This is a genomic window from Klebsiella sp. 141153, assembly GCF_032601995.1.
Lineage (GTDB): Bacteria > Pseudomonadota > Gammaproteobacteria > Enterobacterales > Enterobacteriaceae > Klebsiella > Klebsiella aerogenes.
In genome coordinates, this window is record NZ_JAQIRJ010000016.1 from 53,538 (window position 1) to 65,780 (window position 12,243).

11 protein-coding genes and 1 pseudogene are annotated in these 12,243 nt (G+C 55.8%); 7 read left to right on the top strand and 5 right to left on the bottom strand.

The window, feature by feature from the left end:
* Positions 1–58 precede the first annotated feature (58 nt).
* Both rarD and yigI read right to left on the bottom strand, forming a co-directional pair.
* Entirely contained in the window at positions 59–952 is an 894-nt protein-coding gene (rarD, locus tag PGS10_RS23615) for an EamA family transporter RarD (RefSeq protein ID WP_045389280.1), read from the bottom strand.
* Between the two features lie 48 nt (positions 953–1,000).
* Positions 1,001–1,465 carry an acyl-CoA thioesterase YigI gene (gene yigI, locus PGS10_RS23620; RefSeq protein WP_004097567.1) on the bottom strand — a complete coding sequence of 155 codons (465 nt, stop codon included), beginning with the start codon at positions 1,463–1,465 and terminating at the stop codon, positions 1,001–1,003.
* 154 nt (positions 1,466–1,619) lie between these two features.
* Here yigI and pldA point away from each other — a divergent pair, with 154 nt between their 5' ends.
* From pldA to rhtC, 3 genes are all read left to right on the top strand, one after another.
* On the top strand, positions 1,620–2,492 hold the full coding sequence (gene pldA / locus PGS10_RS23625) for a phospholipase A (RefSeq protein WP_045389277.1): 873 nt from the start codon (positions 1,620–1,622) through the stop codon (positions 2,490–2,492).
* A gap of 67 nt (positions 2,493–2,559) precedes the next feature.
* On the top strand, positions 2,560–4,386 hold the full coding sequence (recQ, locus tag PGS10_RS23630; protein ID WP_015368858.1) for an ATP-dependent DNA helicase RecQ: 1,827 nt from the start codon (positions 2,560–2,562) through the stop codon (positions 4,384–4,386).
* Positions 4,387–4,447: 61 nt separating this feature from the next.
* Positions 4,448–5,068, top strand: coding sequence for a threonine export protein RhtC (rhtC, locus tag PGS10_RS23635; protein WP_045395590.1), 621 nt, complete (start codon positions 4,448–4,450; stop codon positions 5,066–5,068).
* 47 nt (positions 5,069–5,115) lie between these two features.
* On the opposite strand, the pseudogene PGS10_RS23640 reads toward rhtC, so the two are convergent.
* Both PGS10_RS23640 and rhtB read right to left on the bottom strand, forming a co-directional pair.
* Positions 5,116–5,355, bottom strand: a pseudogene (locus tag PGS10_RS23640) (ISNCY family transposase); the annotation flags it as partial.
* A gap of 1 nt (position 5,356) precedes the next feature.
* Positions 5,357–5,977, bottom strand: coding sequence for a homoserine/homoserine lactone efflux protein (gene rhtB, locus PGS10_RS23645; RefSeq protein ID WP_015368855.1), 621 nt, complete (start codon positions 5,975–5,977; stop codon positions 5,357–5,359).
* 109 nt (positions 5,978–6,086) lie between these two features.
* Between rhtB and pldB the strand changes: the two genes are divergently transcribed.
* The 3 genes from pldB to PGS10_RS23660 all read left to right on the top strand — a co-directional run bounded on the left by pldB (position 6,087) and on the right by PGS10_RS23660 (position 8,912).
* Complete coding sequence (pldB, locus tag PGS10_RS23650) at positions 6,087–7,079, top strand: lysophospholipase L2 (RefSeq protein ID WP_045395594.1); 993 nt, start codon at positions 6,087–6,089, stop codon at positions 7,077–7,079.
* Between the two features lie 44 nt (positions 7,080–7,123).
* The gene (gene yigL / locus PGS10_RS23655; protein ID WP_015368853.1) at positions 7,124–7,924 is read left to right on the top strand and encodes a sugar/pyridoxal phosphate phosphatase YigL; all 801 of its coding nucleotides are present in this window, start codon (positions 7,124–7,126) and stop codon (positions 7,922–7,924) included.
* A gap of 88 nt (positions 7,925–8,012) precedes the next feature.
* Positions 8,013–8,912, top strand: coding sequence for a carboxylate/amino acid/amine transporter (locus PGS10_RS23660; RefSeq protein WP_047045702.1), 900 nt, complete (start codon positions 8,013–8,015; stop codon positions 8,910–8,912).
* Here PGS10_RS23660 and metR read toward each other — a convergent pair.
* Entirely contained in the window at positions 8,800–9,753 is a 954-nt protein-coding gene (gene metR, locus PGS10_RS23665; RefSeq protein ID WP_015703991.1) for an HTH-type transcriptional regulator MetR, read from the bottom strand. The two genes, PGS10_RS23660 and metR, sit on opposite strands and share 113 nt — an antisense overlap.
* Positions 9,754–9,973: 220 nt before the next feature.
* On the opposite strand from metR, the gene metE reads away from it, so the two are divergent.
* The gene (gene metE, locus PGS10_RS23670; protein ID WP_316423574.1) at positions 9,974–12,238 is read left to right on the top strand and encodes a 5-methyltetrahydropteroyltriglutamate--homocysteine S-methyltransferase; all 2,265 of its coding nucleotides are present in this window, start codon (positions 9,974–9,976) and stop codon (positions 12,236–12,238) included.
* Positions 12,239–12,243: the final 5 nt, after the last annotated feature.

Below are 12,243 nucleotides of genomic sequence, written 5' to 3' on the forward strand. Positions count from 1 at the left end.
GGCCTACGTGTTGTGCTTTTGTAGGCCGGATAAGGCGTAGCCGACATCGGGTAATATCCTATCCCCGACGCCCCCTTCTTTGCGTATATACCGCATCCATCACGAATATCGCCAGCGCCACCCAGATAAAGGCGAAGGTGACCATTTTATCCGTGCCCGGCACTTCACCGTAGAACGTTACCGCCAGCAGGAACATCAGCGTCGGGCCGATGTACTGGAAAAAGCCCAACGTCGACAAGCGCAGGCGGGTCGCCGCGCCGGTGAAGCAAAGCAGGGGGATGGTGGTTACCACACCCGCTGCCATTAGCAGTAAATTGAGCGACCAGGGGTTGTCTCCCATATGGCTGGTTGGGCTATCGGTAATGCCGAAAAGCCAGATCGCCGCCACTGGCAGCAGCCATAGCGTTTCCACCAGCATACCGGTCTGCGCATCGACGGCGATTTTCTTACGTACCAGTCCGTAGAAGGCAAAGCTGAAGGCTAGCCCAAGGCCGATTACCGGCAGTGAACCGAAGGTCCAAAGTTGCACCAGCACGCCGCAAAAAGCGAGGATCACCGCCAACCACTGTAGACGGCGAAAGCGTTCGCCGAGGAAAATCATTCCCAACAGAATATTCACCAGCGGGTTAATGAAGTAGCCGAGGCTAGCTTCCAGCATATGGTGGTTATTGACTGCCCAGATAAAGAGCAACCAGTTGCCGCCGACCAGCACCGCAGAGAGCGCCAGCAGGAAGATCTTGCGCGGGGTTTTTAGCAGTTTTTTTACCTGCGGCCACTGGCGGCTGACGCTGATGAGCGCCACCATGAAAAAGAAAGACCAGATCACGCGATGCGTCAGGATTTCATCGGCGGGAACGTAGTAAATAAGTTTGAAGTACGCCGGCGCGATACCCCAGATAAAGTAGGCGGCCAGCGCCAGCATAACGCCCAGCCGCGTTTGTTTTGCGTCCATTGGTATAATCCATTGCCAAAAAGAGTGATGTTACTCGATCTGCGGCAATCAACCCACCATATAGGTAGCCGTGGCGCTGGCGATATAAACCTGCTCTTCGTTATGCAACTCGACGCGGGCTACGGCGACTTTGTTTCCGGCGCGCAGCAGGCTGCTGGTGGCGGTAAAACGCTCGCCGCGGCCAGGGCGTAAGTAATCGACGCGCAAATCGATAGTTCCCATCCGCGAGAGGCGCTGGCGCAGCTCTTCTTCATTGATAGTGTCATGGCGAGTCAGGGTGCTGCCGACGCAGACCAGTCCAGCGGCGACATCCAGCGCAGAGGCGATAACGCCGCCGTGCAGAATACTCTGCGCCCAATTGCCTACCATCATCGGCTGATTATTAAAGCTGAGCTGGGCAAACTCTTTTTCATAACGTTCCAGCTCAAGCCCCAGCGCACGGTTAAAAGGCATGTGATAAACAAAAATCTCTCCCACCAGCTTTAGCGCGGCGGCGGCGGTCAGTTCAGACATAGCAGAGGTCCATTTCGTTAATGAAATGTTGATTTTATGCTTCAAAAATATTGATTTCCACTTTCGGAGGCGATAACGCAGCGGGAGGCGGATAAACAGGTAGAATGGCGGCAGGACAAAACATTAATAAGAACCCTTCTTCAGGAGAACAGTAATGCGTATCTCTTTGACCTGGCTGCTGGCGCTTAGCGCGCTGCCGGCCAGCGTTCTGGCGCAGGACGCGCCGCTTAATCAAGCCGTTCATGACAAACCCGCGGTGCGGGGCAGCATTATCGCCAACCTGCTGCAGGACCATGATAATCCGTTCCTGCTTTATCCTTATGAGAGCAACTATCTGCTCTATACGTGGACCAGCGATCTCAATAAAGAGGCCATCCGCAGTTACGACTGGGCCGATGACGCGCGTAAGGATGAGGTGAAGTTCCAGCTCAGCCTGGCATTCCCGTTATGGCGCGGCATCCTTGGCGATAATTCGCTGCTTGGCGCCTCCTATACGCAAAAATCCTGGTGGCAGCTCTCTAACAGTAAAGGCTCGGCGCCGTTTCGCGAAACCAACTACGAGCCTCAGCTCTTCCTTGGCTTCGCGACGGATTATGAGTTTGCCGGCTGGACTTTGCGCGATATCGAAGTCGGCTATAACCACGATTCCAATGGCCGTTCCGATCCAACGTCACGTAGCTGGAACCGCCTGTATACTCGCCTGATGGCGCAAAACGGTAACTGGCTGGTTGAAGTGAAGCCGTGGTATGTGGTCGGCAGTACCGATGATAACCCCGATATCACCAAATACATGGGTTACTACCGCCTGAAGATTGGCTACCAACTGGGGGAGGCTATTTTTAGCGCTCAGGGGCAATATAACTGGAATACCGGCTACGGCGGCGCGGAAATCGGGGTCAGTTACCCTATTACCAAGCACGTGCGCGCCTATACTCAGGTGTACAGCGGTTATGGCGAGTCGCTCATCGACTATAACTTCAATCAGACGCGCGTCGGCGTCGGCGTGATGCTCAACGATCTGTTTTAATCGTTGCACTCTGGCTCTCAGGCGCTGAAAATAGCGCCTGTTTTCTTTTCAGGCGAATGGGGTCAACGTGGCACAGGCGGAAGTATTAAATCAGGAATCGCTGGCTAAGCAGGTTTTACAAGAGACCTTCGGCTACCAGCAGTTCCGCCCGGGCCAGGAATCGATTATCGCCACGGCGCTGGAAGGCCGCGATTGCCTGGTGGTGATGCCGACCGGCGGCGGTAAATCGCTGTGCTACCAGGTACCTGCATTGGTCCTCGGCGGCCTGACGGTTGTCGTGTCGCCGCTGATTTCGCTGATGAAAGACCAGGTCGATCAGCTGCTGGCAAACGGCGTCGCCGCGGCCTGTCTTAACTCGACGCAGAGCCGCGAGCAGCAGCAAGAGGTGATGGCGGGCTGCCGCAGCGGGCAGATTCGTCTGCTGTATATCGCGCCGGAACGCCTGATGCTGGATAACTTTCTGGAGCATCTGAGCCACTGGAACTTAGCGATGCTGGCGGTGGATGAGGCGCACTGTATCTCGCAATGGGGCCATGATTTCCGCCCGGAATATGCCGCGTTGGGCCAGCTGCGCCAGCGGATGCCGCATATTCCGTTTATGGCGCTCACCGCCACCGCTGATGACACCACCCGTCGCGATATTGTTCGCCTGCTGGGACTTAACGATCCGCTGATTCAGGTTAGTAGCTTCGATCGCCCCAATATCCGCTATATGCTGATGGAGAAATTTAAGCCGCTCGATCAGTTGATGCGATACGTCCAGGATCAGCGCGGTAAATCAGGGATTATCTACTGCAACAGCCGTTCTAAGGTTGAAGACACCGCCGCCAGGCTGCAAAGCCGCGGCATCAGCGCTGCGGCCTACCATGCTGGTCTGGAAAATGATATTCGAGCCGATGTGCAGGAGAAATTCCAGCGCGACGATCTGCAGATCGTGGTGGCGACGGTGGCTTTCGGTATGGGCATTAACAAGCCAAACGTCCGCTTTGTGGTGCACTTTGATATCCCGCGCAATATTGAATCCTATTATCAGGAAACCGGGCGCGCCGGGCGTGACGGGCTGCCGGCGGAAGCGATGCTGTTTTACGATCCGGCGGATATGGCGTGGCTGCGCCGTTGCCTGGAGGAGAAGCCCGCCGGGCCGCTGCAGGATATTGAACGTCATAAGCTGAATGCGATGGGTGCCTTTGCCGAAGCGCAGACCTGTCGCCGTCTGGTGCTGCTGAACTATTTTGGCGAAGGGCGTCAGGAGCCGTGCGGCAACTGTGATATCTGTCTTGATCCGCCAAAGCAGTACGATGGTTTAATGGACGCGCGTAAGGCGCTTTCAACTATTTACCGGGTGAATCAACGCTTCGGGATGGGCTACGTGGTTGAAGTACTCCGCGGCGCCAACAATCAGCGTATCCGCGACCTGAACCACGATAAACTGCCGGTGTACGGCATTGGTCGCGAGCAGAGCCACGAGCACTGGGTGAGCGTAATTCGCCAGTTAATCCACCTCGGACTGGTGACGCAGAATATTGCCCAGCACTCCGCGCTGCAGCTCACCGAGGCCGCGCGTCCCGTACTGCGCGGTGAAGTCCCGCTGCAGCTCGCCGTGCCGCGTATCGTGGCGCTAAAACCGAAAGCGATGCAGAAATCCTTCGGCGGCAATTACGACCGCAAGCTGTTCGCCAAGCTGCGTAAATTACGTAAAGCGATCGCCGACGAGGAGAATATCCCGCCATATGTCGTGTTTAACGACGCGACGCTGATTGAGATGGCCGAACAGTCGCCGCTTACCGCCGGGGAGATGCTTAGCGTCAACGGCGTGGGGACCCGTAAGCTTGAGCGCTTCGGTAAAGAATTCATGGCGCTGATACGTGCTCATGTCGATGGCGATGATGAGTAGTCAGCCGCGGGAAAAGGTGCCAGAATAGTTTCCTTCTTCACTATTTCCCTGCGAGTTAAACATGTTGATGCTTTTCCTCACCGTGGCGCTGGTGCACATCATTGCGCTAATGAGCCCGGGGCCGGATTTTTTCTTCGTTTCGCAAACCGCAGTGAGCCGTTCGCGCAAAGAGGCGATGATGGGCGTGCTGGGGATCACCGGCGGCGTGATGGTTTGGGCGGGCGTCGCGCTGCTCGGCTTGCACCTGATTATCGAGAAAATGGCCTGGCTGCATACGTTGATTATGGTCGGCGGCGGTCTCTATCTGTGCTGGATGGGCTATCAAATGCTGCGCGGCGCGTTAAAGAAAACCGACGTTGTCGCGGCGGAACCGCAGGTTGAGCTGGCGCGTAGCGGGCGCAGTTTCCTGAAGGGCCTGCTGACTAACCTCGCCAACCCGAAAGCGATTATCTACTTTGGTTCGGTCTTCTCGCTGTTCGTCGGCGATAACATTGGCGCCGGCGCGCGCTGGGGGATTTTCCTGCTGATCGTTCTTGAAACGCTGGCGTGGTTCACCATCGTGGCCAGCCTGTTCGCACTGCCGCAAATGCGCCGCGGCTATCAGCGGATGGCAAAGTGGATAGACGGCATCGCGGGAACCCTGTTTGCCGGTTTCGGCATCCATCTGATTATTTCGCGTTAACGTGTTATGCGATTCCCCGCCCGGTTTGTTGCCGGGTGGGGTTGATATTAGTGACGAAGACGCTGTAGCTCATCGCTGGTCAAACCGGTCATTTCCAGGATCGCATCGTCATCAATGCCGCGATTGAGCATCGCTGCGGCGACCTGTAAAAGGGCCTGTAGTTTTCCTTCTTTGATGCCTTCTTTAATGCCTTCTTTAATGCCTTTCTCTCTGCCTTCTGCGAGCCACGTTTCTGCCAGAGTCATTAGCATTCCTCCATGCTGCGGCACACGCTGTGCCAGCTTATATTCAGGCATGACGGGCGGAAGCGAGCAGCGCTCCCACCAGCATAAACAGCGAACCAAACACTTTATTCAGCGCCTTCATCTGCTTCGGACCTTTAATCCAGGCCGCAATGCGCTGCGCCAGCGTCGCGTAACCGATCATCACAATGATATCGACCACAATGGTGGTGACGCCAAGTACCAGGTACTGCATCACCTGCGGCTGATGCGGGACGATGAACTGGGGAAACAGCGCGGCGAGGAAGACGATACTTTTTGGGTTGGTCAGATTGACGAACACCGCGCGTTTATAGAGCTTACCGCGGCTTTGAGTGCGCGCCAGCGTATTCAGGTCGATTGAACCCGCCGCCCGCCATTGCTGGATCCCCAGCCAGATAAGATAAGCCGCGCCCGCCCATTTCAACACTTCAAATGCCAGTACCGAGCGTGAGAAGAGCGTGCCCAGACCGACACCAACCAGCACGATATGAATGGCCAATCCGGTTTGCAGGCCGGCAATAGATGCTGCCGCGCCGCGATAGCCGTGGTTGATGGATGTGGTCATGGTATTAATCGCGCCGGAACCCGGCGACAGGCTGAGAATGATTGATGTCAGCAGATAAGCGAACCACCACTCGAAGGTCATGAGAATCTCCCTGATTGTCTATTTTTATGCCACAATACGCTATTGCATCAGCATTGTGTGATGTGCGACAAAAAAACGATTTTCAGCGGTTAACAGGGGTGTAAACCCGATGTTTGGGCAGCAAAAGGACTGGGACACACGAGAAAACGCGTTTGCGGCCTTTACCATGGGGCCGCTGACGGATTTTTGGCATCAGCGGGAAGAAGCTGAATTTACGGGCGTCGATAAGGTTCCGGTACGCTTTGTGCGCTTTTGCGCCGCAAATAATGACCGGCTGGTGGTTATTTGCCCCGGCCGCATCGAAAGCTACGTGAAGTACGCCGAACTAGCCTACGATCTCTTCCACAGCGGCTTTGACGTAATGATTATCGATCACCGCGGTCAGGGGCGCTCCGGTAGGTTGCTGTCTGATACCCACCGCGGTCATGTTGTGCGCTTTAGCGACTATGTTGACGATCTGGCTGCGCTTTGGCAGCAGGAAGTGGTTCCCGGCCACTGGCGTAAACGTTTTATTCTCGCCCACTCGATGGGCGGCGCCATTGCCACGCTGTTCTTGCAGCGTCACCGGCAGCATTGTGACGCCATTGCTTTGTGCGCGCCAATGTTTGGCATCATCATGCGCCTGCCGGACTGGATGGTGCGCCATATTCTCGACTGGGCTGAGGGCCATCAGCGTATTCGTGAAGAGTATGCCATCGGTACGGGCCGCTGGCGGGCGCTGCCGTTTTCGCTCAATGTATTGACTCATAGCCGTCAGCGCTATCGTCGTAATCTGCGTTTTTATGCCGACGATCCGCGGCTGCGCGTCGGCGGGCCGACCTATCACTGGGTGCGCGAAGGTATTCTGGCCGGTGAAGAGATATTGGCTGGCGTCGAGAAAGATACGACTCCGACGTTATTGATTCAGGCCGAGGATGAAAGGGTGGTCGATAACCTGATGCACGACCGCTATTGCGAACTCCGTTCCGCTGCCGGACACCCTTGTGAAGGCGATAAGCCGCTCGTTATTGAAGGGGCATATCACGAGATCCTTTTTGAAAAGGACGCTATGCGCTCAGTCGCGCTAAATGCCATCGTCGATTTTTTCAATCGACATACTTAATCCGACGATAGATCTCGTCGCCCTGCTTAGAGGTTAAATTTTTTATGTACCAGGTTGTTGCGTCTGATTTAGATGGCACGCTGCTTTCCCCCGACCATTTCCTCACCCCCTATGCCAAAGAAACACTGAAACTACTCACCGCGCGCGGGATAAATTTCGTTTTCGCCACTGGTCGCCACTATATCGATGTGGGACAGATCCGCGATAATCTCGGCATTAAGTCGTACATGATCACCTCTAACGGCGCCCGCGTACACGATAGCGAAGGAAAACAAATCTTCGCCCATAACCTCGACCGCGATATCGCCAGCGATCTATTTGAGATGGTGCGTAACGATGTGAAGATTGTGACCAACGTCTATCGTGAAGATGAATGGTTTATGAATCGCCATCGCCCGGAAGAGATGCGTTTCTTCAAAGAGGCGGTGTTCAACTACAAGCTTTATGAACCGGGCGAGCTGGATGCGGATGGCATCAGCAAAGTTTTCTTCACCTGTGAAGATCATGAACATTTGCTGCCGCTTGAGCAGGCTATCAACGCGCGCTGGGGCGACCGCGTGAATGTGAGTTTCTCCACGTTGACCTGCCTTGAAGTGATGGCCGGCGGTGTATCGAAAGGGCATGCGCTGGAGGCCGTCGCGAAAATGCTTGGCTACAGCCTCAAAGAGTGTATCGCCTTTGGCGACGGCATGAACGACGCCGAGATGCTGTCGATGGCCGGTAAAGGCTGCATCATGGCGAACGCCCATCAGCGGTTAAAGGATTTGCATCCGGAGCTGGAAGTGATCGGCAGCAACGCCGATGATGCTGTACCGCATTACCTGCGCAAGCTGTACCTCGATTGATAAAGATTGACGACTGGCTAATAACTGGTCAGTCGTCAACCTCTCTCTCCGCTACAATGCCTGTTCTTTATTCAATGAGACGACCATTGTGGCGCTATTAATTATCACCACTATCCTGTGGGCCTTTTCGTTTAGCCTGATTGGCGAATACCTTGCCGGTAGCGTCGATAGCTATTTTTCCGTGCTGATGCGCGTGGGCCTGGCAGCGCTGGTGTTCCTGCCTTTCCTGCGTACGCGCGGCCAGTCTCCGCGTACCATCGTGCTCTACATGTTGGTAGGGGCGATGCAGCTTGGGATTATGTATTTGCTGGCTTTCCGCGCCTATCTCTATCTGACAGTCTCCGAATTTCTGTTGTTTACGGTCTTTACCCCGCTGTATATCACCCTGATTTACGATCTGATCAGCGGCCGTAAACTACGCTGGGGCTATCTGCTTAGCGCGGCGCTGGCGGTGTTAGGGGCGGCGATCATCCGCTATGACAAAGTCAGCGATCACTTCTGGACCGGGCTATTGCTGGTACAGCTGTCGAATATCTGTTTCGCCATCGGTATGGTGGGCTACAAGCGTCTGATGGAAGTCCGTCCAATGCCGCAACACAATGCCTTTGCCTGGTTCTATGCCGGCGCCTTTATCGTGGCGGTAGCGGCGTGGTTTATGCTGGGCAATCCGCAGAGGTTGCCGTCCACCGGTCTGCAGTGGGGGGTTCTGGTATGGCTGGGCGTGGTCGCTTCCGGGTTGGGTTACTTCATGTGGAACTACGGCGCGACGCAGGTGGATGCCGGTACGTTGGGGATCATGAATAACGTTCACGTCCCCGCCGGGCTGTTGGTTAATCTCGCTATCTGGCAGGAGCAGCCTCACTGGCCGAGCTTTATCATTGGCGCGCTGGTAATCCTGGCTTCGCTATGGGTCCATCGCCGCTGGGTCGCTCCGCACTCCGTACAAACGGCAGATGATCGCAAGCGTGATTCCGCGCTGAGCGAATAAACGCTTCTGTTACCGGCTGGCGTTGCTCGCCATCGCGCACCGCGGCGTACAGCCGGCTCCACAGTCCTTCTCCCAGGGTTTTAGTGACAATCAAACCCTGGCGTTCAAAACTTTCCACCACCCAGTGCGGCAGGGCGGCAATACCCATTCGCGCGGCGACCATCTGAATCAGCAGCAGCGTGTTATCGACGCTTTTCAACTGCGGGCTGATCCCCGCCGGTTGCAGGAAGTGGCGCCAGATATCCAGTCGCCCGCGCTGTACCGGATAAATCAGTAACGTTTCCGCAGCCAGATCTTCCGGCGAGATGCGCGTTTTCGCCGCCAGCGGATGCTCCGGAGCTAATACCAGACGAACTTCATAATCAAACATCGGTGAATAGTGCAGGCCGCTACGCGGCAAAATATCTGAGGTCATCACCAGATCGAGTTCGCCCTGCTGCAGGGCTGGCTGCGGGTCAAAAGTGACGCCGGACTGAAAATCAACTTCCACCAGCGGCCAGCGGGCGCGGAAGCTTTCCAGCGCCGGGGTGAGCCACTGAATGCAGCTATGGCACTCGATCGCCAGCCGCAGACGGGTCTGCTGAGGTTCGTTGCAGTCCTGCAACGCGCGGGCGATCTGCGGCAGCACCTGATTGGCTAACTGTAGCAGAATTTCCCCTTGCGGCGTAAAGCGCAGCGGCTGGCTTTTACGCACAAATAAACGGAAGCCAAGGCGCTGTTCCAGATCGCTAAACTGGTGGGACAGGGCCGACTGGGTTTGGTGCAGGGCTGCCGCCGCGCCCGCCAGCGAACCGCTGTTCCGCAACGCCTGTAGCGTTTTCAGGTGTTTAATCTCGATCATGAATGTCCTTCACTTCGGCATGAATAATTTGCGCTTGAGGAATATACAGTACCTTTACATTATGGATGTGTAAACATCTGGATGGCTAAAATCCTTCGTCTTTTGAATTTATGGTGCGTTGGCTGCGTTCGCTCACCCCAGTCACTTGGGGATGAGCAAACTTGCCGCCTTCCCTGAATACAAAATCCTTTGGATTAATAATTAATTAGAGGAAGAACACATGACCATTATTAATCACACCCTCGGTTTTCCTCGCGTTGGCCTTCGCCGCGAGCTGAAAAAAGCGCAAGAGAGCTACTGGGCGGGCAACGCCACGCGTGAAGAGCTGCTGGCGGTAGGTCGCGAGCTGCGCGCTCGTCACTGGGAGCAGCAGAAACAGGCGGGCATTGATCTGCTGCCGGTGGGCGATTTTGCCTGGTACGACCATGTTCTGACCACCAGCCTGCTGCTGGGCAACGTGCCGGCTCGTCATCAGAACAAAGACGGCACCGTCGATATCGATACCCTGTTCCGCATTGGTCGCGGCCGCGCGCCGACCGGTGAACCCGCTGCCGCCGCGGAAATGACCAAGTGGTTCAACACCAACTATCACTACATGGTGCCGGAATTTGTCCAGGGCCAACAGTTCAAGCTGAGCTGGACCCAACTGCTGGATGAAGTGGACGAAGCGCTGGCGCTGGGCCACAAGATTAAGCCTGTACTGCTGGGGCCGGTAACCTATCTGTGGCTGGGCAAAGTAAAAGGCGAACAGTTTAATCGTCTAAGCCTGTTGAACGATATCCTTCCGGTTTACCAGCAGGTACTGGGCGAGCTGACGAAGCGCGGCATTGAGTGGGTGCAGATTGATGAGCCGGCGCTGGTTCTGGAGCTGCCGCAAGCATGGCTGGATGCCTTTAAACCAGCTTATGAAGCCCTGCAGGGGCAGGTAAAACTACTGCTGACTACCTATTTTGAAGGGATCACCGACAACCTTGATGTTATCACCGCGCTGCCGGTACAGGGGCTACACGTCGATCTTGTGCACGGTAAAGATGAGGTGGCTGAACTACATAAACGCCTGCCGGCCGACTGGCTGTTATCCGCCGGGCTGATCAATGGTCGTAACGTCTGGCGCGCCGATCTCACGGAAAAATATGCGCAAATAAAGTCGCTTGTCGGTCAACGTGAGCTATGGGTCGCCTCTTCCTGCTCCTTGCTGCATAGCCCGATCGATCTGAGCGTAGAGACCCGTCTTGATGCCGAAGTAAAAAGTTGGTTTGCTTTCGCCCTGCAGAAGTGTGGCGAACTGGCGCTGCTACGCGACGCGCTGAACAGCGGTGATACGACGGCGATCGAGGCGTGGAGCGCGCCAATTCAGGCTCGTCGCCATTCGACTCGCGTACACAACGCGGCAGTGGAAAAACGGCTGGCGGCAATCACTGCTCAGGACAGCCAGCGCACCAGCCCTTATGCCGAGCGCGCACAGGCGCAGCGCAAACGCTTTAACCTGCCAGCATGGCCGACGACGACGATCGGTTCATTCCCGCAGACAACCGAAATTCGTACCCTACGTCTGGACTTCAAAAAGGGCAATCTTGACGCCAGCCATTATCGGACGGGTATTGCCGAACATATTAAGCAGGCGATCGTCGAACAAGAACGTCTGGGTTTAGACGTGCTGGTGCACGGAGAAGCCGAGCGAAACGACATGGTGGAGTATTTCGGTGAGCATCTGGACGGTTTCATCTTCACGCAAAACGGTTGGGTGCAAAGCTATGGCTCTCGCTGCGTGAAGCCGCCGGTGGTTATCGGCGATGTCAGCCGTCCGCAAGCGATCACCGTCGAATGGGCGAAGTACGCGCAGTCTCTTACCGACAAGCCGGTCAAAGGCATGTTGACCGGTCCGGTAACCATTCTGTGCTGGTCCTTCCCGCGCGAGGATGTCAGCCGCGAAACAATCGCGAAGCAGATTGCGCTGGCGCTTCGCGATGAAGTGGCGGATCTGGAGGCGGCCGGTATCGGTATTATCCAGATTGATGAACCGGCACTGCGCGAAGGTCTGCCGCTGAAGCGCAGCGATTGGGATGCTTATCTACAGTGGGGCGTCGAAGCTTTCCGCATCAACGCCGCGGTTGCTAAGGATGACACCCAGATTCATACCCACATGTGTTATTGCGAGTTCAATGACATCATGGACTCTATCGCCGCGCTGGATGCCGATGTGATCACCATTGAAACCTCGCGTTCCGACATGGAACTGCTGGAATCGTTTGAAGAGTTTGAATATCCAAACGAAATCGGCCCGGGAGTTTATGATATCCACTCGCCAAACGTACCGAGCGTGGAGTGGATTGAAGGGTTGCTGGAGAAAGCCGCGCAGCGTATCCCGGCGGATCGCTTGTGGGTTAATCCGGACTGCGGCCTGAAAACCCGCGGCTGGCCGGAAACCCGCGCCGCGCTGGCGAACATGGTGCAAGCGGCGCAAAATCTGCGCGAATCAGCCTGATAGAT

Bases quoted from the DNA above. Each gene is read 5' to 3' on its own strand.
- pldA (WP_045389277.1), top strand. From the start codon at position 1,620: ATGCGTATCTCTTTGACCTGGCTGCTGGCGCTTAGCGCGCTGCCGGCC.
- yigL (WP_015368853.1), top strand. From the start codon at position 7,124: ATGTACCAGGTTGTTGCGTCTGATTTAGATGGCACGCTGCTTTCCCCC.
- rarD (WP_045389280.1), bottom strand. From the start codon at position 952: ATGGACGCAAAACAAACGCGGCTGGGCGTTATGCTGGCGCTGGCCGCC.
- pldB (WP_045395594.1), top strand. From the start codon at position 6,087: ATGTTTGGGCAGCAAAAGGACTGGGACACACGAGAAAACGCGTTTGCG.
- metE (WP_316423574.1), top strand. From the start codon at position 9,974: ATGACCATTATTAATCACACCCTCGGTTTTCCTCGCGTTGGCCTTCGC.
- rhtB (WP_015368855.1), bottom strand. From the start codon at position 5,977: ATGACCTTCGAGTGGTGGTTCGCTTATCTGCTGACATCAATCATTCTC.
- rhtC (WP_045395590.1), top strand. From the start codon at position 4,448: ATGTTGATGCTTTTCCTCACCGTGGCGCTGGTGCACATCATTGCGCTA.
- yigI (WP_004097567.1), bottom strand. From the start codon at position 1,465: ATGTCTGAACTGACCGCCGCCGCCGCGCTAAAGCTGGTGGGAGAGATT.
- metR (WP_015703991.1), bottom strand. From the start codon at position 9,753: ATGATCGAGATTAAACACCTGAAAACGCTACAGGCGTTGCGGAACAGC.